The sequence below is a fragment of the Aeromonas sp. S41-2 genome, from assembly GCF_027705845.1.
GTDB classification, from domain to species: domain Bacteria; phylum Pseudomonadota; class Gammaproteobacteria; order Enterobacterales; family Aeromonadaceae; genus Aeromonas; species Aeromonas hydrophila.
The window spans coordinates 514,280-535,790 of sequence record NZ_JAPDCG010000001.1; the positions used below are offsets into that span (position 1 = coordinate 514,280).

The 21,511-nt window shown below is 61.9% G+C and carries 18 protein-coding genes and 1 tRNA gene; 13 read left to right on the top strand and 6 right to left on the bottom strand.

Annotation, left to right across the window (positions count from 1 at the left end; translation table 11 throughout):
- The first annotated feature begins 19 nt into the window (after positions 1 to 19).
- On the top strand, positions 20 to 1,459 hold the full coding sequence (gene pyk, locus OKC44_RS02315) for a pyruvate kinase (protein WP_270810798.1): 1,440 nt from the start codon (positions 20 to 22) through the stop codon (positions 1,457 to 1,459).
- Between the two features lie 65 nt (positions 1,460 to 1,524).
- Here pyk and OKC44_RS02320 read toward each other — a convergent pair whose 3' ends face one another.
- From OKC44_RS02320 to OKC44_RS02335, 4 genes are all read right to left on the bottom strand, one after another.
- Entirely contained in the window at positions 1,525 to 2,571 is a 1,047-nt protein-coding gene (locus OKC44_RS02320) for an efflux RND transporter periplasmic adaptor subunit (protein ID WP_270810800.1), read from the bottom strand.
- 15 nt (positions 2,572 to 2,586) lie between these two features.
- Complete coding sequence (locus OKC44_RS02325; RefSeq protein ID WP_270810802.1) at positions 2,587 to 5,649, bottom strand: efflux RND transporter permease subunit; 3,063 nt, start codon at positions 5,647 to 5,649, stop codon at positions 2,587 to 2,589.
- A gap of 170 nt (positions 5,650 to 5,819) precedes the next feature.
- Entirely contained in the window at positions 5,820 to 8,144 is a 2,325-nt protein-coding gene (locus OKC44_RS02330) for an acyl-CoA dehydrogenase (RefSeq protein WP_270810803.1), read from the bottom strand.
- 48 nt (positions 8,145 to 8,192) lie between these two features.
- Complete coding sequence (locus OKC44_RS02335) at positions 8,193 to 8,846, bottom strand: TetR/AcrR family transcriptional regulator (protein ID WP_011705252.1); 654 nt, start codon at positions 8,844 to 8,846, stop codon at positions 8,193 to 8,195.
- 469 nt (positions 8,847 to 9,315) lie between these two features.
- On the opposite strand from OKC44_RS02335, the gene OKC44_RS02340 reads away from it, so the two are divergent.
- Both OKC44_RS02340 and OKC44_RS02345 read left to right on the top strand, forming a co-directional pair.
- Positions 9,316 to 10,056 carry a phosphatase gene (locus OKC44_RS02340; protein WP_011705251.1) on the top strand — a complete coding sequence of 247 codons (741 nt, stop codon included), beginning with the start codon at positions 9,316 to 9,318 and terminating at the stop codon, positions 10,054 to 10,056.
- An 85-nt stretch (positions 10,057 to 10,141) separates the two neighbouring features.
- Positions 10,142 to 10,217, top strand: a tRNA-Thr gene (locus tag OKC44_RS02345).
- Positions 10,218 to 10,333: 116 nt separating this feature from the next.
- Here OKC44_RS02345 and OKC44_RS02350 read toward each other — a convergent pair.
- Together OKC44_RS02350 and fdhD are read right to left on the bottom strand one after the other, a co-directional pair.
- On the bottom strand, positions 10,334 to 12,622 hold the full coding sequence (locus tag OKC44_RS02350; protein ID WP_270810805.1) for an FdhF/YdeP family oxidoreductase: 2,289 nt from the start codon (positions 12,620 to 12,622) through the stop codon (positions 10,334 to 10,336).
- A complete protein-coding gene (gene fdhD / locus OKC44_RS02355; RefSeq protein WP_270810807.1) occupies positions 12,609 to 13,415 on the bottom strand; it encodes a formate dehydrogenase accessory sulfurtransferase FdhD in 807 nt (268 codons plus the stop codon). Before fdhD ends, OKC44_RS02350 begins: the two co-directional genes overlap by 14 nt.
- Positions 13,416 to 13,563: 148 nt before the next feature.
- On the opposite strand from fdhD, the gene OKC44_RS02360 reads away from it, so the two are divergent.
- The 10 genes from OKC44_RS02360 (at position 13,564) to OKC44_RS02405 (ending at position 21,502) form a co-directional block, all read left to right on the top strand.
- Positions 13,564 to 14,478, top strand: coding sequence for a LysR family transcriptional regulator (locus OKC44_RS02360; RefSeq protein ID WP_270810808.1), 915 nt, complete (start codon positions 13,564 to 13,566; stop codon positions 14,476 to 14,478).
- Between the two features lie 414 nt (positions 14,479 to 14,892).
- Positions 14,893 to 15,465 carry a TetR/AcrR family transcriptional regulator gene (locus OKC44_RS02365; protein WP_270810811.1) on the top strand — a complete coding sequence of 191 codons (573 nt, stop codon included), beginning with the start codon at positions 14,893 to 14,895 and terminating at the stop codon, positions 15,463 to 15,465.
- A gap of 21 nt (positions 15,466 to 15,486) precedes the next feature.
- The gene (locus OKC44_RS02370; RefSeq protein WP_124252224.1) at positions 15,487 to 16,296 is read left to right on the top strand and encodes a winged helix-turn-helix domain-containing protein; all 810 of its coding nucleotides are present in this window, start codon (positions 15,487 to 15,489) and stop codon (positions 16,294 to 16,296) included.
- Positions 16,296 to 16,811, top strand: coding sequence for a FidL-like protein (locus OKC44_RS02375; protein WP_270810815.1), 516 nt, complete (start codon positions 16,296 to 16,298; stop codon positions 16,809 to 16,811). Before OKC44_RS02370 ends, OKC44_RS02375 begins: the two co-directional genes overlap by 1 nt.
- 724 nt (positions 16,812 to 17,535) lie before the next feature.
- Positions 17,536 to 17,814 (top strand): BMC domain-containing protein, encoded by a 279-nt coding sequence (locus tag OKC44_RS02380; RefSeq protein WP_010634659.1) that lies wholly within the window; start codon positions 17,536 to 17,538, stop codon positions 17,812 to 17,814.
- A gap of 16 nt (positions 17,815 to 17,830) precedes the next feature.
- Positions 17,831 to 18,115, top strand: a complete 285-nt coding sequence (locus OKC44_RS02385) for a BMC domain-containing protein (RefSeq protein ID WP_011705244.1) — start codon at positions 17,831 to 17,833, stop codon at positions 18,113 to 18,115.
- An 11-nt stretch (positions 18,116 to 18,126) separates the two neighbouring features.
- On the top strand, positions 18,127 to 18,408 hold the full coding sequence (locus OKC44_RS02390) for a BMC domain-containing protein (RefSeq protein WP_017408466.1): 282 nt from the start codon (positions 18,127 to 18,129) through the stop codon (positions 18,406 to 18,408).
- 53 nt (positions 18,409 to 18,461) lie between these two features.
- The gene (locus tag OKC44_RS02395) at positions 18,462 to 20,048 is read left to right on the top strand and encodes an acetaldehyde dehydrogenase (acetylating) (RefSeq protein WP_270810817.1); all 1,587 of its coding nucleotides are present in this window, start codon (positions 18,462 to 18,464) and stop codon (positions 20,046 to 20,048) included.
- 26 nt (positions 20,049 to 20,074) lie between these two features.
- Positions 20,075 to 20,332, top strand: a complete 258-nt coding sequence (locus OKC44_RS02400; RefSeq protein ID WP_010634663.1) for a EutN/CcmL family microcompartment protein — start codon at positions 20,075 to 20,077, stop codon at positions 20,330 to 20,332.
- Between the two features lie 15 nt (positions 20,333 to 20,347).
- Positions 20,348 to 21,502, top strand: a complete 1,155-nt coding sequence (locus OKC44_RS02405) for a 1-propanol dehydrogenase PduQ (RefSeq protein ID WP_270810819.1) — start codon at positions 20,348 to 20,350, stop codon at positions 21,500 to 21,502.
- The last annotated feature ends 9 nt before the right edge of the window (positions 21,503 to 21,511 follow it).

A 21,511-nucleotide genomic window follows, 5' to 3' on the forward strand; every position in this document is an offset into this window, starting at 1 on the left:
TTCAAAACTGGAGTCTTTCATGCCAAGACGTACAAAGATTGTAACCACACTCGGTCCGGCCACCGATCGCGAAGGGATCCTCGAGGGGATCATCCGTGCCGGCGCCGACATGGTGCGGATGAACTTCTCCCACGGCACTGCTGAAGACCACATCCTGCGCGCCAACCAGGTGCGTGACATCGCCGCCAAGCTGGGTCGTCACGTCGCCATCATGGGCGACCTGCAGGGCCCCAAGATCCGCGTTTCCACCTTCAAGGACGGCAAGATCTATCTGGCCGTCGGCGACAAGTTCATCCTCGATGCAGCCCTCGGCAAGGGTGAAGGCTGCCAGGAGCAGGTCGGCATCGACTACAAGAGCCTGCCGAGCGACGTAATCGCCGGCGACATCCTGCTGCTGGACGACGGTCGCGTGCAGCTGAAGGTGGAGCAGGTCGAAGGCACCCGCATCCACACCACGGTCACCGTGGCCGGTCCGCTCTCCAACAACAAGGGCATCAACAAGAAGGGCGGCGGTCTCTCCGCCCCGGCCCTGACCGAGAAGGACAAGGAAGACATCAAGACCGCCGCCCGCATGAACGTGGACTACCTGGCCATCTCCTTCCCCCGTTGCGGCGATGACCTGCGTTACGCCCGCGAGCTGGCCCGCGAAGCCGGCTCCAACGCCAAGATCGTGGCCAAGGTCGAGCGCGCCGAAACCGTCGCCACCGACGAGGCGATGGAAGACATCATCCTCGGCTCCGATGCCGTCATGGTGGCGCGTGGTGACTTGGGCGTCGAAATCGGCGATCCCGAGCTGGTCGGCGTGCAGAAGAAACTCATTCGCCACTCCCGTCGCCTGAACCGCGTCGTCATCACCGCCACCCAGATGATGGAGTCGATGATCAACGCGCCGCTGCCGACCCGCGCCGAAGTGATGGACGTGGCCAACGCCGTGCTGGACGGTACCGATGCGGTGATGCTCTCCGCCGAAACCGCTGCCGGTCAGTTCCCCATCGAAACTGTCACCTCCATGGCCAGCGTCTGCGTCGGTGCCGAGAAGCACCCGAGCCTGAACGTCTCCAACCACCGCATGAGCTACACCTTCACCTCGGTGGAAGAAGCCGTCGCCATGTCTACCATGTATGCAGCCAACCACCTGGAAGGGGTCAAGGCGATCGTGGCGCTGACCGAATCGGGCACCACTCCGCTGCTGATGTCCCGCATCAGCTCCGGCCTGCCGATCCTCGCCATGTCACCGCACAACAAGACCCTGGCCTGGACCAACCTCTACCGCGGTGTCACCCCTGTGCTGTTCGACGGCGACGAGACCAAGCCGGTCTACGAGGTGTGCCGCGACGCGCTGGACGTGCTCAAGGCCAAGGGGCTGCTGCAAAGCGGTGACATGGTGTTGCTGACCCACGGCGACAAGATGGAAACCGTCGGCAGTACCAACACCTGCAAGGTGATGATGGTCGAGTAATCGCCCTTCACCGGCACCAAAAACGGCTCCCGCGGGAGCCGTTTTTTTATGGCGAAACCGCTGCCTCAGCCGCGAAACAGTTCGACCTTGTCGCCGTCCTGCAGGCTGCCGGCGCCACGCACCACCACCCTGTCACCCTGCTTGAGCGCCCCGCTCACCGCCACCTGCCGGCTGTCGCCAAACAGCACGGTCACCGGCACCCGGTTTACCGTCAGCTCCTCGCCGCGCTGCTCCACCTGATAGACCACGCTCCCCTCGGTGTTGAGCACCAGGGCATCGCGCGGCAGCAGCATGGTCTGCTGCTCCGCCAGCGGCAGTGCCACCCGCACCGGCGAGCCGATGATGAAGCGGCCCGCTTCGGGCTTGAGACGCAGCTCGATGAGGCGCGACTTGGGATCGGCGCTCGCCGCCCGCTGGTAATAGACCCCGTGGCCGCTGAGCTGCTCCCCTTCCACCCGCAGCCGGGTCTGGGGCGCCAGCTGGCCGGCCCAGACGATGGGGGCCTGCAGCCGGATGTCGGGCTGATCGGGGTTGACCAGCTCCAGCGCCTGCTCGCCGGCATCCACGTGCTCCCCCGGCTGGATGAAGTGGTTGTTCACCACCCCGTCGAACGGCGCGAAGATGTGGCTTCTGCGCAGCTGCTCCTCAATCTGGCGCACCTGTACCCGCGCCAGCCGCTCGGCCAGTTCAGCCTGCTCCACGTCGTAGCGCGCCTTGTCATACTGGCTCTGGGAGGTGCTCTTCTGGCGGTGCAGCGTCGCCAGCCGGCCAAACTCGGCGCGGGCGAAGCGCACGTTGCTTTCCCACTTGGCCTGCTCGGCCTGGGCCTGCTCCAGCGAGAGCCGCAGCGCCGCACTGTCGAGGCGCAGCAGCTCATCCCCCTTGCTGACCCGGCTGCCGAACTCGGCTATCCACTCCACCCGGCCGCTCACCTCGGCGCTGAGCGCCGCCTGCTGGCGGCTCGCCACCGTGCCGCTGACCCAGATGCTGGCCGCCGCCTCCCCCCGGGTCACGTCCGCCAGGGTCACCATCTTGCCCTGCGCCAGCGCGGGGAACACGCTACCCGCCAGCAGCGCCGCGCCCACTATCATCCTTGTAAAACCGTGTGTCATCGATGAGCTCCTTGCTCAGGCCCGCTGGCGCAGGGCGAGCGGTGATTCGACCCGCTCTCCCAGTCGCAGGAAGGCGGGCAACAGGATCAGGGTAAACAGGGTGCTGCAGCTCATGCCGCCGACGATGACGGTGGCCAGCCCCCGGTAGATTTCACTGCCCTCGCTCGGGCTCAGCATCAGCGGCAGCATGCCGAAGATGCTGGTGAGGCTGGTCATGGCGATGGGCCGCATCCGGCTTTGCAGGGCATCGGCCACCGCCAGCTGGCGGCTCATCCCCTCCCGCTCCGCGGTGCGGGTCTGATGCACCAGCAGGATGGCGTTGTTGACCACCAACCCCAGCAGAATGACGAAGCCGATGATGGTCAGCAGATCCATCGGCAGCGGCACTAGGAGGCCGCTCAGGTGCAGTGCCAGCACGCCGCCGACGGTGGCAAGCGGCAGGGTCAGCAGTACCAGCACGGCATCCTTGAGGGAGGCAAAGACCCCCCACAACAGGATCAGCAGGATCATCACGGCAAACAGGAAGATGGCCCCCAGGTTGCCGAGCGCCTGCTGCAGGCTGTCGGCATTGCCGGAGACCCGCAGCTCGCCGCCGGCGGGCAGCAGTGGCCGGATGGCGGCAAAGCTTTTGCTCTGCAGGGTATCGAGCACCTGCTCCATGCTCATCCCCGCCGGGGGCGAGATCTGCAGGCTGATGCTGCGCCGGCCGTCGGCCCGAAAGATGCTGGCCGGCCCCATGTCGTGCTCCACCCGCAGCAGCTCGCCGAGCGGCACGATGCGCCCGGACGGGGTCGCCAGCGGCACCGCCTTGAGCTCGTCCGGGTTGGCCGAGGTCTGCCCCATCAGCATGATGTCGAGCCGCTCCTCCCCATCGAAATATTCACCGACCCGCAGCCCGTCGCCGAAGGTCTGGATGATGGCGGGCATGGGGGTACGATCCCAGCCCACCTCGGCCAGACGCCTGTCCTGCGGCACCAGCCGCAGCTCGGGGGCGGTGAAATCGAGATCCGGCTGCGGCCTCACCTGGGCACCCGGCAGATCCTGTTTGACGATGGCCATGGCGGCCCGCGCCGCCTGGTAGAGCTCGGCCAGATCGCCCCCCTGCAGCAGCAGGGAGATGCCGTTCTCGCTGTCAAAGCCGCCGAACAGCGAACCCTGGCCGCCAAACACCTGGGTGTCGGGGATCCCCACCAGCAGCTGCTTCATCAGCAGCTGCTCCAGCACCTTGATCTGATCCTCCTCTTTCGGCCGCACCCCGATCTGGGCGCCGCCCGGGTAGCGCAGGATGTAGTAGTTCTTGAGGGCCGGTTCCCGCTCCCCCTTCATGTAAGGGGCGAGGCGGGCGATCAGGGTGTCGATCACCTCCTCGCGCTGGGCCTGCAGGTTGAAACCCGGGGTGAAGTTCATCCAGACATCCACCGCATCGCGCTTCACGTCGGGCAGATAGTCCATCTTCGGCAACAGGGCCCAGGTGGCCAGCGCCGGCAGGCTCATCATCAGGGTGATGACGGTCCAGCGCTGGCGGGAGGTGCCGGTCCAGCGGATCACCCGTCGGGTGGTGCCCTGCCACAGCCCCTCATAGGGATCGATCAGCCGCTCACGTCCCATCCAGCGCGCCGCCACCGCCGGCAGTACGGTCACCGCCACCAGCATGGAGACGCTCACCGCGCAGGCGATGGTGAGCGCAAGATCGGCAAACAGCTGCCCCTCCACATCGTTGAGCAGCAGCACCGGCAGGAAGATGGCGACCGTGGTCAGGGTGGAAGCCACCAGCGCGGTCCACACCCGGCTGGTGCCTTCCAGCGCCGCCTCCGCCTTGCTCAGATCCCCTCGCTCGTGGCGCCGGTAGATGCTCTCCAGCACCACGATGGCGGCATCGAGCACCATGCCCACCGCAAAGGCAATGCCCGCCAGCGAAATGACGTTGAGGGTCCGCCCCAGCACCTTGAGCAGGCAGAAGGTGAGCATGATGCTGATGGGAATGGCGATCGCGATCATCAGGGTCGCCTTGAGCTGGCGCAGAAAGACCCAGAGGATGGCGCAGGAGAGCAGTACGCCGAGCCCCAGGTTGGCAGTCACCATGCCCACCGCCCGGTTGATGTAGAGGGAGGCGTCGAACGACTGCTCCATGTGCAGGCCGACCGGCTCCAGCACCTCGCGGTTGAGCTCGCCCACCTTGAGCTTGATCGCTTCCAGCGCCGCCAGGGCGTTGGCGCCGCTCTCCTTGAAGATCTGGGCCGCGATGGCGGTGTTGCCGTTCTGGATGCGCAGCACCGGGTTCTCCTCCCGGGCCAGCCTGATTTCCGCCACATCACGCAGGTAGATGGGCAGGCCGTCGCGCCAGTCCACTACCTTGTCCCCCAGGGTCGCCACGTCGTAGCGACCGGCAAAGCGCAGCTTGTACTCCCAGCGGCCAATGTCGAGGGTGCCGGCGGAGACGTCCCAGCCGGTGCTGGCCCGACTGGCCAATACCGGGATCTCCACCCCCAGCTCGGCGGCGCGGTAAGGGTCGAAACGGATCTGGATCTGGCGCTCGTTGATCCCCTCGATGTCGACCGTCGACACCCCAGGGATGCGCTCCAGCTCCGGCTTGACCCGCGCGTCGATCAGCGCCTGATGATCGTCGATCTGCCCCTTGGCACCGGGCAGCTGCTGGATGAAGAAGAAGGTGAGGGTGTCGTTGCTGCTGTAGTTGTTGACGTAGGGGCCGCCAATCTTGTCCGGCAGGCCGGAGACCCGGTTCAGGCGGGAGATGACGTCGAGCTGGGCCCGCTGCATGTCGGTGCCGAGGGCAAACTCCAGGTCGATTTCGGTGAAGCCGGGGAAGCTGTTGCTGGTGAGGTTCTTGAGCCCCTGCACCCCCTGCATCTCCTGTTCGATGGGGTCGGTTATCTCCGACTCCATCTCCTGGGGCGAGGCCGAGCGCCAGTCCACCGAGATATTGAGGTGCGGGCGATCGATGTCGGGAAACAGCTGGATCGGCAGCCCCCGGATGCTGAGCAGGCCCAGCAGAAAAATCAGCACGATCGAGACCGCCACCCAGATGGGGCGTTCGATCGCCGTTTTGGCGAGATTCATTCACTCTTCCTGAGTTTGTTGTTGTCGGCCATTCCGCTGGCCTTGCTTCCTGCCCCAAGGGTGAGGGGCCATTGCATTAAACTGGAATTAATCGAGGTTGTAAATGCAGGGCTAACAAACAAAAAAACCGGCCATGATGGCCGGTTTCAGGTTCAGGAGTGAGCGCTCTCTCAGGCGGCGTGCACCACCGGATTTTGCTGGGATAATCCCTCCAGCTCGCCCGGGGCGAAGTTGTCCACCTGGATCGCCTCGTAGCGCAGGGCATCGGCGGCCAGCAGCTTGTCCGCCTCGTCCTTGCTCAGGATGGATTGGGACAGCGCCGCGGCGACCAGCTCCGGCAGCGCCAGTTTGCGGGGCAGCTTGCCCTCTTTCTGGGCCTGCACCAGTTTCTTCTCGTAGGGCTGCACTGCGACCATGGCCTGGAAGGCACGCTCCATCAGACCAACCGGGTCCGCCTCGTCCTTGCCGACGTAGCAGAGAGCGGTCAAACGGTCGCGGAACTCGCCCGGCTTCATCATGGCCAGACAGATGGCGTGGCAGCGATCGTCTGCCGGCATCTTGTAACCGACGCCGAACGGGAACACCACCCGCTTGAGCACGGCACCCACCACCTTGTTCGGGAAGTTCTGGAAGAAGCCCTCGAACGCCTTGCCAATCAGGTAGAGGTTGCGCTCCACCGCGTACTGCACGAACGGCAGATCGGAGACCATGCGGCCCTGATCTTCGTAGTGCTTGAGGGTGGCGGAAGCCAGGTAGAGGTGGCTCAGCACGTCACCCAGACGAGCGGAGATCATCTCCTTGCGCTTGAGATCGCCACCCAGCATCAACATGGAGACGTCGGCGCACAGGGCCAGCCCTTTACTCATGCGAGAGAGCTGCTTGTAGTAGCGGGCGGTCTCACCACTCACCGGGGAGCCGTTGAACTGGCCCAGGGTCAGCCCCTGGAACAGGGAACCAAAGAAGTTGCCGGCACCAAAGGCGATGTGCTTCATCAGCAGAGCGTCAAACTTCTCGAGACCGCGCTCCACGTCGGTATCGGCCGCCGCTTCCAGCTCGGCAAACACGTACGGGTGGCAGCGAGTGGCACCCTGCCCGAAGATCATCAGGTTGCGGGTCAGGATGTTGGCCCCTTCCACCGTGATGGCCACCGGAATGCCCATGTAGGCGTAGCCGGTGTAGTTTTTCGGGCCCAGCTGGATGGCACGGCCGGCGTGGATATCCATGGAGTCATCCATGATCTGGCGCGCCATTTCGGTCATGTGGTACTTGGAAATCGCGGTGACGATGGCCGGAGCCTGACCCAGGTCCAGGGAACCTGCAGTCATGCGACGGGCCCCTTCCAGTTGATAGGTGAGGCCGCCGATGCGGGCCAGCGCCTCTTGCACACCTTCAAACTTGCCGATGGACATGCCGAACTGCTTGCGCACATAGGAGTAGGCGCCCACGGTGCGGCTCGCCATGTGACCGCAAGCGGTGCCCAGAGCAGGCAGCGAGATGCCGCGACCGGCGGAGAGGCACTCCACCAGCATGCGCCAGCCACGGCCGGCGTAATCCGGGCCGCCGATGATCCAGTCGAGCGGAATGAACACATCCTTGCCGAAGGTCGGACCGTTCAGGAACGCCAGCCCCATGGGGTAGTGGCGATCGCCGACGCGCACACCGGGGTGGCTGGTGGGGATGAGCGCGCAGGTGATGCCGAGCTCTTCCTTGTCGCCCAGCAGTTTTTCCGGGTCATAGAGTTTGAACGCCAGCCCCAGCACGGTGGCACGGGGGGCCAGGGTGATGTAGCGCTTGTTCCAGTTGAGGCGAATACCCAGCACTTCTTCACCCTTGTGCATCCCCTTGCAGACGATCCCCTTGTCAGGAATGGCGCCTGCATCGGAGCCCGCTTCCGGCCCGGTCAGGGCGAAGCAGGGCACTTCTTTGCCATTGGCCAGCCCCGGCAGCCAGAAATCTTTCTGGGCCTGGGTGCCGTAGTGCATCAGCAGCTCGCCCGGGCCAAGGGAGTTCGGCACCATGACGGTGACCGCCACGCTCAGGCTCTTGGTGGCGATGCGGGTGACGATGGTGGAGTTGGCAATCGCCGAGAATTCGCGGCCGCCGTAGGATTTCGGGATGATCAGGGAGAAGAAGCCTTCCTTCTTCAGATAGTCCCACACCGGTTCCGGCAGGTCTTTGGTTTCGTTGACGATCTTGAAGTCGTCGACCATGGCGAGTAGGGTTTCGACCTGGTTGTCGATGAAGGCCTGCTCCTCGGCGGTCAGCTCGGCTTTACCGTAGCCGTGCAGTTTTTTCCAGTCGGGGTTGCCGCGAAACAGCTCCCCATCCCACCAGACGGAGCCGGCTTCCATGGCCTCCCGCTCGGTGGCCGACAAGGGCGGCAATATCTTCTTGAAGATGCCGAACACCGGGCGGGTGACCACCTTTTTACGGATGGAGGGCACGCCGAGCACGACGGCTATCGCCAGCACCAGCAGGATAAGCAATGTGATCATACTCAAGTTCCTTCTATTTCACTGTTTCCGTTGATTTATTGTTGGTTGTTACACGGCCAGGGAGAGCCTGGTCGACTCCACGGGCGCCCCGACACCGGACGCCAGATAAGGAATGACGTTGCGCACCAGCCCCTCCACATCGAGCTGCTGGCCGAAGTCAGCCTGGGCGATGTCGCGCAGCGCATCGGCCGAGGCCATGGTGAACACGACGGTGCCCAGGGTGAAGTGCAGCCGCCAGAACAGATCCGCCGGCGACAAGGCCGGGTTGGCCTTGGAGATGGCCTGGGTGATCCGTTGCAAAATGGGGCCGTAGTGGGCAGTGATGAAGCGGCGCAGGTGGCCCTGGCTGTCGATGTAGCCACGCCCCAGCAGCTGCATGAAGATAGCCGGGCCGTTGGTGCGCACCGCCACCAGCTTCATCAGCGGGTCGACGAAGCTCTCGAACACCTGCAGCAGGGTCAGCTGCTCCTGCGCCATCAGGGTATGCAGGCGTGCATCCAGCTCGGGCATGAACAGGCTCAGATAGCGATCGAGCACCGCCTGGATCAGCTCCTTCTTGGAGCCGAAGTGGTAGTTCACCGACGCCAGATTGACATCGGCCTCGCTGGTGATCAGACGCAAAGAGGTATCGGCGAACCCCCGTTCGGCAAACAACACCTCGGCGGCATCGAGAATGCGGTTTTTGGTATCGATTTTACTCACAGGACACCTCACTTAAACGAATGTTTAAAAAGTACGTTTCACAACCTTTTGTGTCAAGAGAATGTGAACAGGTGTTAGTGAAATGTTTTTGTTGAAAATGGGGAACAAGGCGGGAACTTCACGGACGAATCGGACTCTATATCTATGCCACTGCAATTAAACATTAAGTCTCGCCCAACCTGCTTCATGCTAGTTGGGCATTTTTTTGCCCGTTACCCGCGCAGCGCGCTGGCAAACAGGCAAAAAAAAACCGTCGCAGGGCGCGACGGCGGGGAAATGAGGTTGCACCATCCTGATCCAACCCATCGATGCGAGTTCAGGCTTTCATCGATGACGCCATCATGACCGCCAAGCGTGTTCAAACTTTGTCAGCCAGACCCCAATTTGTGACAAAGTATGACAAGCCACGACATGGTCTCGACCCGCCGCCTTTGCTATGCTGGCGCCTCACGCCAGAGGGGAAGATAAGATGAAGTACACGGTCGATACCCACACCCACACCGTCGCCAGCACCCACGCCTACAGCACCATCCATGACTACCTGCCCATCGCCAAGGCAAAGGGGATCAAGCTGTTTGCCACCACGGATCATGGCCCCGACATGGCCGATGCCCCTCACTTCTGGCACTTCGTCAATCTGCACGTGTTGCCACGGGTGGTCGACGGGGTCGGCATCCTGCGCGGCATCGAAGCCAACATCAAGAACATCGACGGTGAAATAGACTTCCCTGAGCGCTACGAGTCGCGCCTCGACATGATCATGGCGGGCTTTCACGAGCCGGTGTTTCCCCCTTGCGATCAGGCCACCCACACCCAGGCCATGATCAACGCCATCAAGAGCGGCCGGGTCGACATGATAAGCCACCCCGGCAATCCCGCCTTCCCCATCGATATCCAGGCCGTGGTCAAGGCGGCTGCAGAGTACCGGGTGGCGCTGGAGCTCAACAACTCCTCCTTCAGCCACTCCCGCCCGGGCAGTGAAGGCAACTGCCGCGCCATCGTCGAGGCGGCGCGGGACATGGGTGCCTACCTCACCTTCGGTTCCGACTCCCACGTGGCCTTCAGCCTCGGAGATTTCGAGCACTGCCACCGGCTGGTGACCGAGGCCGGCTTCCCAGCAGAGCGGATCCTGGCGCGCTCCCCCCGTGCGCTGCTCGATTTTCTCGAAAGCCGTGGCCGGGCCCATATTCCGGAGTTCGCCGACCTCTGACATTGACCGTAACTCCATGAGCCCACTCATAAAACTGAGTACAGCTCATTGACTTGCCCTGCTGTTTTCGGGAATCTAGTGACACGCCGGTATAGCTCAGTTGGTAGAGCAGCGCATTCGTAATGCGAAGGTCGGGGGTTCGACTCCTCTTACCGGCACCAATCACGCAAACAACAACGCCGCATAAGATATGCGGCGTTGTTGTTTATAGAATGTCCGGGCTCTGCTGCATTGGGCTGGCAAGCTTGAACCGACCCACGCCTGCAAACCTCTCGGTTCATAGCAGCAACAGATTGTCCTGCCGATTGGAAGCAGTCACCAGCACCGGAATGGACTTGGAGGTCGGCGTAAACGAGCCCGCCCCTATGCTGTCGATGGGGACCAGCGGGTTGGTTTCCGGATAGTAGGCCGCGATGTTGCCACGCGGGATCTCGTAGATCACCACCACAAAACCCGTCACGCTACGCTCGCGCCCGTCGTTGCAGATGGCCGCCATGTCGACCCGATCCCCTTCGGCAAAGCCAAGCTGGCGAGCATCCGCCTCGTTCATGAACACCACGTTGCGCTGGCCCTTGATGCCGCGATAGCGGTCATCCATGCCATAGATGGTGGTGTTGTACTGATCGTGAGAGCGCAGGCTCTGCAGCAGCAGTACCGGCTGATCCACCATCTGCTCGGCATGGCGGGTACACTCCGGCAACACCGATTGCGGCAGGGTGCTGGCACGAAACTCGGCCTGGCCGCTGGCGGTATTCCAGGTCAGCAGCGCCGCAGAGTTATCGAGGTGAAAACCGCACGGCTGCTGGATGCGGGCATTGAAATCGGCAAAGCCGGCGATGGTCTGTTCGATGAGATCGCGGATGCGGCCATAGTCATCGCGCAGGGCCAGCCAATCGACCCGCTCGCTGCCCACGGTGGCATGAGCCATCCGCGCGACTATGTCGGTCTCGGAGAGGCAGAGTGGCGACACCGGCTCGGCTGCGCCGGTCGAAGCGTGCACCATGCTGAAGGTGTCCTCCACTGTGATCTTCTGGTTGCCAGTGCGCTGGATATCGAGCTCGGTGCGACCGAGACAGGGCAGGATCAGCGCCGCCTTGCCCACCTGCAGATGGCTGCGGTTGAGCTTGGTACTGATCTGCACGTTGAGCTCGGCCTTTTTCATCGCCCCGTAGGTGAAGTCGGTATCGGGCGCCGCTGCCGCCAGGTTGCCACCCAGGCAGATGAGCACCTTGCTATTGCCCTCGTCCAGCGCCTTGAGCGCTTCGTAAACATTGTGACCGCGGGCCCGTGGCAGGCTCACTTGCAGGTGACGCTCGAGCCGGTCGATAAAGGCAGCGGTGGGCTTTTCGTTGATCCCCATGGTGCGGTTGCCCTGCACGTTGCTGTGGCCCCGTACCGGACAGAGTCCCGCCCCCGGCTTGCCAATCTGGCCACGCATCAGGTGCAGGTTGACGATTTCACGGATGGTATCGACCGAGTGCAGATGCTGGGTCACCCCCATGGCCCAGCAGCTGATGATGCGCTGGCTGGCGGCAAAGACCCGGGCGGCCTGCACGATGTCTGCCCGAGTCAAGCCGGATTGCTGCTCGATCGCCGCCCAGTCGGTGGCACGTACCTGCGCCTCGTACTCGGCAAAGTGGCGAGTGTGGCGGGCGATGAAGTCGCGATCCACCGCCTCTGGCGCCTCTTCCAGGATGTACTTGGCCATGCCGCGAATGGCGGCCATATCGCCCCCCAGTTTCGGCGTCAGGTACTGGTGGCTGATGGTGGTGGCCGCCGGGGTCAGCAGCTCGAGCGGGCTCTGCGGGCTGGCAAAACGCTCAAGGGCCACCTCTTTCAAGTTGTTGAAGCTGACGATCTTGCAGCCGCCACGCGCCGCCTGGCGCAGGGCATTCATCATGCGCGGGTGGTTGGTACCCGGATTCTGACCATAGACGAACACCGCATCGGCCTGGTCGAAGTCATCCAGCACCACAGTCCCCTTGCCGATGCCGACCGACTGGATCAGCGCCACCCCGCTCGCCTCGTGGCACATGTTGGAGCAGTCGGGGAAGTTGTTGGTACCAAACAGGCGGCCAAACAGCTGATAAAGGTAAGAAGCCTCGTTGCTGGCACGCCCCGAGGTATAGAACTCCACCTCGTCCGGGCTATTCAGCCCCTTAAGGGTGTCGGCAATCAGGGCGAAGGCGTCATCCCAGCTTACCGGCTCGTAGTGGTCGGTCGCCGGGTTGTAGCGCATTGGCTCGGTCAGCCGCCCCTGATACTCGAGCCAGTAGTCACTCTGGGTGGCCAGCTGGCGCACTGAGTGGGCGGCGAAGAACTCGGCCCCCACCGTCTTGCCGGTGGATTCCCAGGCCACCGCCTTGGCGCCGTTTTCACAAAACTGGAAGGTACCGTGGTCGTTGTCCCCCCAGGCACAGCCCGGGCAGTCGAAGCCGTCGGTCTGGTTGACCCGCAACAGGTTCTTGATGTTCTGACGGGTCTTCTGGCTGCGCAGCACCTGTTTCATGGTGGATTGCAGGGACGAAAAACCGCCGGCTTTGGCGGGCTTTTCAATATGACTCATGGCACTCTCCGATGGGATCCGCCGGGCGATAGCTCGAATAGCTGACCGGGGCATCAAATTTGGGAATATGAACGACGTTGAGGTTGTATTTGAGGGCCAGCCTGACCGCCAGCTGGCTGGGCGATGCCAGGCAGATGAGGTGACGGGCGCCGAAGCGGGCGGCTTTTTGCACCAGCTCGCTGCCGCAGCGGCTGGTCACTACCAGGGTGTAGCACGCACTGTGCTGACGCAGCAGCAGGCCGATCAGCTTGTCGAGGGCATTGTGGCGCCCGATATCTTCCCGGCAGTGCAGGATCCGGCCCTCGGCATCCAGCGCCAGCGCCGCATGCAGGGCGCCATGCTGCTGACCCTTGAGCTGCCACTGGGCGATCTGCGGGCGCAGCCCCGCCAGCAAGGCCCCATCCAGCGGCGGCGTCAGTGGCAGCACCGACAGTGCGGGCAACGCCTGCTCCACCGCCACCACACCGCAGATGCCGCAACCGGTCGCCCCGGTCAGCCGGCGCTTGTGCTGGGTCAGAGCGGCCAGGGAGCGGTTGGCGATGGTGATGTCCAGCACCATCCCCTGCTCGGCTGGCGCGATCTGGATGTCATGGACCTCGTGGTTGTGCCGGATGATCCCCTCGCCAAACAGAAAGCCGACGGCAAAGTCGTCGAGATCGTCCGGGGTCGCCATCATCACCGCATGGTTGATGCCATTGATGTTGATGGCGACGGCTACCTCCTCCACCAGATGATCCAGTGCGGGCGAGGCAGGCAAATTGACGGGGATGTCGACGGGCGTGTAGGCAGGCATGCAGGTTGGCCTAAAAATGCAAACTGCATTCAAGTTTAGAGAGGCGGCAGACGCAAAACCAATGAAATAAATCTATATGGCAATAGAGTTGTTCTATTGACGGCGTTTTTTCAATTGATTAATTTTTAGATTCATCCTCGCCTCCCGAATGATCATGAACATCAAGCAGCTGCACTATTTCCACGAACTGGCCAAACACCAGCATTTTGCCAGAGCGGCCAAGGCCTGCCACATCACCCAGCCGACCCTCTCAGCCAGCATCACGGCGCTGGAGAAGAACCTCGGCACCGATCTGGTGGTGCGTACCAGCCAGTTCGTCGCCCTCACCGAAGCGGGCGAGCTGGTGCGCCAGTATGCCGAGCGGATGCTACTGGAGCAGGAAGCGCTCAAGCAGGAGCTGGCGCTGTTTCATGGCGAGCTCTCCGGCACCCTGCGCATCGGCATCGTGCCCCAGTCCAATGTCGACATCATGCCGCTCATCGCCCGCTGCAAGCAGCGCTACCCCGACATCGTCATCCGTCTCTCGGTGCTCAGTAACGAAGCCCTGCTGTCACAGCTGGAGCTGCACCAGTGTGATATCGGGCTGGGGTTTGACGAGCCGCTCACCGGCGCCGCCAGACAGACCTTCCACCTCTATCCCCAGGGCAACAACCAGATGGCGGTGCTGATGAACCGCGACGAGGCGGATCAGCACCTCCCCGGCAACGAGCTGACCCTGACGGCACTGCAGCAGCGGCCGCTGGTACTGCCCAGCCGCACCATGCAGTTTCGCAAGTATCTGGACCGCACCGCCGAGCGGGCCGGCATCCGGCTTGACGTGGTGCTGGAAACCGACTCCCTGTTTCACCTGGTGAGTGCCGTGCGCCACCGGCTGGGCTGGGCCATTGTCAGTGCCGGCCTCGCCCGATCCGCCAGCAAGCTCTCGGATCTGGTCTGCCTGCCGCTGGCGCCGCAACGCGACATCGGCCATACCGCCTTCATCACCCGCCAGCACAGCGTCACCCCCGCCATGCGCGCCTTCCTCGAGCTGGTGCAAGAGGCAGACGCCCCCCTTGAAAAATAAGGTGACGCCAACAGGCACACTTATTTTTATATTTCTGCCATGACCAAAGGTGGCAGAAATATATACCTTCCCGCTAAAAAACAACCGCTCATTGGTTAACAAGAAGAGATAAACACTCAGGAAAATGATTGCTGCAATGAGGTAAACAAATGACAACTTAATCCCTATCCAGACGCCTTGGAATAGTTATTCCTTATTGAAAAAGACTTTGAACAGGAGATAAACAAGTCGTGACTCATTGACAAATTAAGTTCTCAGACAAATCCAATTTTAATATTTAAAGCGACGCTTCCATCTTTATTTAAAGGCTATTTGTGAAGCACCACACAATAACGACTTTTCCTCCCGTTCCCCATTTCCTCATATTGATGGCGATCAAAAATGATCATACCGTCTGGTCGGTATGATTGGGCCATGAGCATAGAAACCCAACATAGAAAAAAAGACCCTGTACGTCTTTATCGACAACTGCTGGAGTCGGCCGCCACCATCGCCGGCCGGGATGGTATCGCCGCCCTGTCGTTGAACGCCGTTGCCTATGAGGCCGGGGTGAGCAAGGGGGGCTTGCTGCACCACTTCCCCAACAAGCAGGCGCTGATCTTTGCCCTGTTTGCGCGTCTGCTGGCCATCATGGAAGAGGCCATCTCAGCACTGATGGCGGCAGACAAGACCGCCTACGGTCGCTTTACCCGTGCTTACCTGCACTATCTCTCTGCCCCTGAATTGACGGACACCCAGGAGAGCCGCCAGCTGATGGTGCTCTCGCTGGCCATGCCGGATGAGCCGGTGCTGCGACAATGCTGGCGTGACTGGATGCTGGCGCATCTGGCACAAGGGGATGAACTGGATAATGGCCATACCGGCACCTTGGTACGTTATGCCGCAGACGGCATCTGGCTATCGGAATTGACCGAGGGGCGCACCATGAGCACCGAGCACCGTCAGGCGCTGGTCAGGACCCTGCATACTATGACGCTCCCCACGTGAAGCTGATGGATTGAGGCCGAGATGCGCTACCACATCAATGCCCGCTTCATTTATGACGCGACCGATGGTTCCCTGACTCAGCGGGAAAGCGTTGAGCCGGACAGCCAATTATCCATCACCGCCAATGCGCTGTTTTATTTTTTCTTGCGAAATACCGGAATTGTCAGCCGCGAGGAAGTGCTTAAAAAAGTCTGGGACGATAACGGATTAACCTCATCGAACAGCAACCTCAACCAATACCTGAGCATATTGCGCAAGGCTTTTCGCCACTACGATATCGACAATATCATCATCACGGTGTCGCGCGGTTATTTGCAGCTCAATCCCGAGGTCATTATCGAGCCTATTGAGCATGTGCCTGCACCATCCATTGAAATAGTGCCTTCGCCCTCCACGGTGGCCGCAGCCGAGCCGGCATTCGACCCTGCCGAATGGCCACTTCCCCTCACCCCCCGTTCACGCGGCATCTGCTGGTACATCGCGGGGGGCTGCATGCTCGCGTTTGCCCTCATGCTGGTGGCATTTGGTCTGTTGAATGGCCGTGAGCCGCGCCCCGTCACCCTGACCGGGATCCCCAACAGCCAGTGCGAATTGCTGGCCAGCGACGAGATGCTGCGCTCGGTCAGCGCCACGACCTACGGTGAGCATTTCGAGCAGGTGCGCCAGCGTTTGAACATCAGCTGCAAACCGGGCGAGCGTTTTTTGTTTTTCTACGGGGACAGACTGGAAACCAACGGCCTGGGCCGGGTATTTCTGGCTCACTGCGCCATGCATGAAGACAACCCGTTCAGCTATTGCGACAACTATTTCTACTACTCCTGGAAGCCGTGATGAGACTTGCGCCGCGTCCCTTCTTTCTCTTCTCCTGCACCCTGTTTCTCGCCGTGGCACTCTATGCCTGCTACCAGCTGCCGACCGAAAATGATGGCGTCATGAGCTGCGCCACCAAAGGCATCATGCGCTTTGAGGACATGAACAAAGAGAACGTCAACGGCAACATCCACTTCAATTTTGGCCGTCAGGGGAAAGGCTCCATGGTGGTTGAAGGCTATACCGATTCGGCCGCAGGCTGGCTCTACCTCCAGCGCTACGTCACGTTTACCTACAGCAGCAACCGGGTCTCCGCCACCGAGCGTCAGTACCGCATCAACAAATGGGAAGCGAGCGCCTCCTCCATCGATCAATCGCCGAACGTCATCTTCGACTACTTTATGCGCGAGATGTCCGACAGTCACGATGGGCTGTTTCTGAGTGCCCAGCGGCTCAACCATCAGGCCATACTGCTGAGCTCCATCAACTCGCCGCTCTGGATCTGCACCCTCAAATCCGGTAGCGAACTGAACTAGTCCCGGCAATACGGCGGATGCCCCGAACCCAAGCGCCGATGACGCGCATATATCGCCCTGCTCCCACAAGCTGACCCGCGCAAGCCCCCTGATAACTCAGCTCTGATTCGGCCTGTCCGCCCTTTTGCCGTGAAGGCAATGCCGTGGTGGCTGTCTGCCGGCCCCTTCCTCCGGCGGCCCCTATACCGGCAAGGCGACCCTTGCGCATCACCAGGCAGGACCGGTTCCCGCTACTTTTCCAGCCCGCCCCATCCCCCTCGCGCCGGCATCCACATGACTCGCGCCCCGCTCTCAATGCCACCTCCCCCCATCTGGTCCGCCGTCACCGCCCTTATCTTTCCTTCCCATCACACCCGGCTCACTTTTTACATTTAGCCTCGCCGGCAAAACATGAGCTCCGCCACAGTTAGCAGCCGGCCAAATTACCTCTCGGCCCCCATTACTCAACAACTCATTAACATCGACCAACGATCTTTTCCCGGGCCTGAATTCGGCCTTATGCAAGGCGAAAACAGCCTCGTGGCCGCAGCATAAATAGATAAATACGGCTTATAAAAATCATAAATTCAGAACAACAAACTAAATATCTCAATTTTACAGATTCAAATTCCACAAATACCGCCAGTACCTATAGTGGCGATTGAACGCCGCAACCGTGGCTCAACGCCGTGACACGGACGGAGTTCCTTAACCACACCACACAATCTGTTCTGAGGAGATCACCATGGGTGACGCATTGGGGCTTATCGAAACCAAAGGTCTGGTGGCCTGCATTGAAGCCGCGGATGCCATGTGCAAATCCGCCAACGTGGAGCTGATCAGCTATGAAAACATCGGCTCCGGCCTGGTCACCGTCATGGTGAAGGGGGATGTCGGCGCGGTGAAAGCGGCGGTGGATTCCGGCGTGGAGTCGGCACAGCGCATCGGTGAAGTGGTGACCTCGCTGGTCATCGCCCGTCCGCACAACGACATCAACAAAATCGTCATTAAACACAAGGCTTGAGGCCGGGAGATCGTAAATGGGTGATGCATTGGGTTTGATTGAAACCAAGGGCCTGGTGGCCTGCATTGAAGCGGCGGATGCCATGTGCAAAGCCGCCAACGTCGAGCTGATCGGCTATGAGAACGTTGGCTCTGGCCTGGTCACCGCCATGGTGAAAGGTGACGTAGGGGCCGTGAAAGCCGCGGTGGACTCCGGCGTGGAATCCGCACAGCGCATCGGTGAAGTGGTGACCTCGCTGGTCATCGCCCGTCCACACAACGACATCAGCAAGATTGTCGCCCACTACAAAATTGCCGAATAACGGGAGAGAACATGATGAAAGAAGCGCTTGGTCTGATTGAGACCAAAGGCCTGGTGGCCTGCATCGAAGCGGCAGATGCCATGTGCAAGGCCGCCAACGTCGAGCTGATCGGCTATGAGAACGTCGGCTCTGGCCTGGTCACCGCCATGGTGAAAGGCGACGTCGGCGCGGTCAATGCGGCGGTGGATTCCGGTGTGGAAGCGGCGAAACGCATTGGCGAAGTGGTCACCTCTCGCGTCATCGCACGCCCGCACAACGACATCGAAAAAATCGCGGCGCAGCACAAGGCATGACCTGAGAGGGCACGCCCCGCCCGCACTTTTTTAGTCTGATGAAGGATAGATTCATGATTGAACTCGATACCGATTTGCTCTCCCGCCAGAACGCGAGAGAACTGGTGCGCAACGCCAAACAGGCGCAGGTGATTATGGCCACCTTTTCGCAGCAGAAAATCGACGCCATCGTGAAGAACGTGGCCGAAGAAGCCGCGCGCCATGCCGAAACGCTGGCGAAAATGGCCGCAGAAGAGACCGGCTTTGGCAACTGGCAAGACAAGGTGCTGAAAAACCGGTTCGCTTCGCTGCACGTTTACGATGCCATCAAAGAGATGAAGACCGTCGGGATCATTCATGACGATCAGGCGAAAAAAGTGATGGACGTGGGCGTGCCGCTGGGCGTGATCTGCGCACTGGTGCCCTCCACCAACCCCACCTCCACCATCTTCTACAAAACCCTGATCGCCCTCAAGGCGGGCAATGCCATCATCTTCTCACCGCACCCGGGCGCACGCCAGTGCAGCTGGAAAGCCATCGAGATCGTCAAGCACGCCGCCGAAGCCGCCGGTGCCCCGGCGGGCATCGTGGACGGCGTCACCCAGCTGACCCTGGAGGCCACCTCCGAACTGATGCACAGCAAGGACGTGTCGCTGATCCTGGCAACCGGTGGCGAAGGCATGGTGCGCGCGGCCTATGCCTCCGGCACCCCGACCATCAGCGGCGGCCCGGGCAACGGCCCGGCCTTTATCGAGCGCAGCGCCGACATTCACCAGGCGGTGAAGGACATCATCACCAGCAAGACCTTCGACAACGGCGTGATCTGCGCCTCCGAACAGTCGATCATCGTCGAACGCTGCATCTACGACGAGGTTCATCGCGAGCTGGCGGCCCAGGGCGCCTACTTCATGAACGAAGACGAAGCCGCCAAGATGGCCGCCCTGCTGCTGCGCCCGAACGGTACCATCAACCCGAAAGTGGTGGGCAAGACGGCGCTCCATCTCAGCCAGCTGGCCGGTTTCAGCGTCCCCCCCAGCACCCGCGTGCTGGTGGCCGAGCAGACCACCGTCTCCCACAACAACCCCTACTCCCGTGAAAAGCTCTGCCCGGTGCTCGGCCTCTACGTGGAAGAGGAGTGGCGCGCCGCCTGCCATCGGGTGGTCGCGCTGCTGACCAACGAAGGGCTGGGCCACACCCTGGTGATCCATACCCGCAACCAGGACGTGATCCGCCAGTTCAGCCTGGAAAAACCGGTCAACCGGATCCTGATCAACACCCCCGCCGCCCTCGGTGGCATCGGTGCCACCACCAACCTCACACCGGCACTGACCCTCGGCTGCGGCGCCGTCGGCGGCGGCTCCAGCTCCGACAACGTCGGCCCGATGAACCTGCTCAACATCCGCAAGGTGGGTTACGGCGTGCGCACCATCGAAGAGCTGCGCGCCCCCATCCAGCCGGTTGCAGTGCAGCCCGCCAGCGCCGCCCCGGCCGTACCCCAGCCCTGCAGCATCCTCGACGATGCCCGCTTCAGTGCCCCGACGCCGGCCTGCCACAGTGCCGACGACCGTTTTGCCGGCGCCAGCGCCGAGGTCGGCGGCGAGATCAGCGAGCAGAACGTGGAGCGGGTCATCCGTCAGGTGCTTGAGCGCCTTGGCAAGTAACCCATTGAGATAAGGCAATAAGAACCATGATTCTCGCAAAGGTAACCGGACATGTCGTCGCCACGCAGAAATGCGATGAGCTGCGTGGCAGCAACCTGCTGCTGATCACCCAGCTGGATGATCAGCAGCAACCGATGAAGGACCGTTCCTGGGTCGCCGTCGACAGCGTCGGCGCAGGCATGCACGACGTCGTACTGGCCGAGGAGTACCTCGCGCTCAACAGAGACCGCTACAAGGCCATGTCGGTGGTCGCCATTGTCGAGAAGGTGTTTCGGGACGCTTGAGGAGTGAATGACCCAATGAGTGAATTTTTGCTGAAACCCCGGATCCGCTTCGGTCAGGACGCCCTGTCCGCCCTGGCCGAAGTGCCCGCCCGCCAGGCGCTGCTGGTCACCGATCAGATGATGGTGAAAGTTGGCCTGGCCGACCGGGTGACGCAGATCCTGCGCCAGCGCGGCATCCCGTTCCAGTGCTGGGACGATGTAGTGGCCGATCCGGACATCACCACGGTCGTGCGCGGCATGAAGCTCATGGACAGCTGCTATCCGGATCTGGTGATCGCGCTGGGCGGCGGTTCGGTGATTGATGCAGCCAAAGCGGTCATGTTCGCCCTGGCGCAAACCCGCCCAAATCTGGGGCGCGAGCGCCCCTGCTTCGTGGCCATCCCGACCACCAGCGGCACCGGTTCGGAAGTGACCAGCTTCTCGGTGGTCAAGGCCCGCAGCGAGAAGCTGGTGCTGGTCGACCCGTCATTGCTGCCGGATATCGCCATTCTCGATCCGTCGCTGGTGGCATCGGTACCGCCCGCCATCACCGCCGACACCGGGATGGATGTGCTGTGCCACGCGCTGGAGGCCTATGTCTCCCGGGCGGCCAGCGACTTTTCCGACGCATTGGCGGAGAAGGTGGTGCAGCAGGTCTTTCGCTACCTGCCCGCCTGCTGGCGCGACGGCCACGATCTGCTGGCGCGGGAGAAGATGCACAACGCCTCCTGCATGGCGGGCATGGCCTTCACCAACGCCTCGCTCGGCATCACCCACAGCCTGGCCCATGCCCTCGGCGGCGTGTTCCGCGTCCCGCACGGGCGTGCCAACGCGCTCCTGATGGCGCAGGTCGTGGCATGGAACGCCGACCACGACGGGCAGTGTGATACCCAGGCCGCCCACAAGTATGCCCGCCTGGCCCACCTGCTGGACCTGCCCGCCCAGACGCCGCGCGAGGGGGTCAACAGCCTGCTGGTGGCCATCCAGGCGCTCAAAGAGGAGATGAAGATGCCCGCCGGCATTGGCGATACCGGCCTTCTCCCAGCCGATTTCGACTTGCGGCTGGCGGAGATGGTCAGCCAGGCGCTGCGCGACAACTGCACCCCGACCAACCCGCGCGCACCGGATGCCCGGGCATTGACCGAACTCTATCGCAAGGCATGGTGCGGCACTCTCGCCGCCGGCCACTAAGAACAAGAA

What these genes read in the sequence shown, in the direction of transcription:
- pyk (WP_270810798.1), top strand. Translation starts at nt 20, where the DNA reads ATGCCAAGACGTACAAAGATTGTAACCACACTCGGTCCGGCCACCGAT.
- OKC44_RS02320 (WP_270810800.1), bottom strand. Translation starts at nt 2,571, where the DNA reads ATGACACACGGTTTTACAAGGATGATAGTGGGCGCGGCGCTGCTGGCG.
- OKC44_RS02325 (WP_270810802.1), bottom strand. Translation starts at nt 5,649, where the DNA reads ATGAATCTCGCCAAAACGGCGATCGAACGCCCCATCTGGGTGGCGGTC.
- OKC44_RS02330 (WP_270810803.1), bottom strand. Translation starts at nt 8,144, where the DNA reads ATGATCACATTGCTTATCCTGCTGGTGCTGGCGATAGCCGTCGTGCTC.
- OKC44_RS02340 (WP_011705251.1), top strand. Translation starts at nt 9,316, where the DNA reads ATGAAGTACACGGTCGATACCCACACCCACACCGTCGCCAGCACCCAC.
- OKC44_RS02350 (WP_270810805.1), bottom strand. Translation starts at nt 12,622, where the DNA reads ATGAGTCATATTGAAAAGCCCGCCAAAGCCGGCGGTTTTTCGTCCCTG.
- fdhD (WP_270810807.1), bottom strand. Translation starts at nt 13,415, where the DNA reads ATGCCTGCCTACACGCCCGTCGACATCCCCGTCAATTTGCCTGCCTCG.
- OKC44_RS02360 (WP_270810808.1), top strand. Translation starts at nt 13,564, where the DNA reads ATGATCATGAACATCAAGCAGCTGCACTATTTCCACGAACTGGCCAAA.
- OKC44_RS02365 (WP_270810811.1), top strand. Translation starts at nt 14,893, where the DNA reads ATGAGCATAGAAACCCAACATAGAAAAAAAGACCCTGTACGTCTTTAT.
- OKC44_RS02370 (WP_124252224.1), top strand. Translation starts at nt 15,487, where the DNA reads ATGCGCTACCACATCAATGCCCGCTTCATTTATGACGCGACCGATGGT.
- OKC44_RS02375 (WP_270810815.1), top strand. Translation starts at nt 16,296, where the DNA reads ATGAGACTTGCGCCGCGTCCCTTCTTTCTCTTCTCCTGCACCCTGTTT.
- OKC44_RS02380 (WP_010634659.1), top strand. Translation starts at nt 17,536, where the DNA reads ATGGGTGACGCATTGGGGCTTATCGAAACCAAAGGTCTGGTGGCCTGC.
- OKC44_RS02385 (WP_011705244.1), top strand. Translation starts at nt 17,831, where the DNA reads ATGGGTGATGCATTGGGTTTGATTGAAACCAAGGGCCTGGTGGCCTGC.
- OKC44_RS02390 (WP_017408466.1), top strand. Translation starts at nt 18,127, where the DNA reads ATGATGAAAGAAGCGCTTGGTCTGATTGAGACCAAAGGCCTGGTGGCC.
- OKC44_RS02395 (WP_270810817.1), top strand. Translation starts at nt 18,462, where the DNA reads ATGATTGAACTCGATACCGATTTGCTCTCCCGCCAGAACGCGAGAGAA.
- OKC44_RS02400 (WP_010634663.1), top strand. Translation starts at nt 20,075, where the DNA reads ATGATTCTCGCAAAGGTAACCGGACATGTCGTCGCCACGCAGAAATGC.
- OKC44_RS02405 (WP_270810819.1), top strand. Translation starts at nt 20,348, where the DNA reads ATGAGTGAATTTTTGCTGAAACCCCGGATCCGCTTCGGTCAGGACGCC.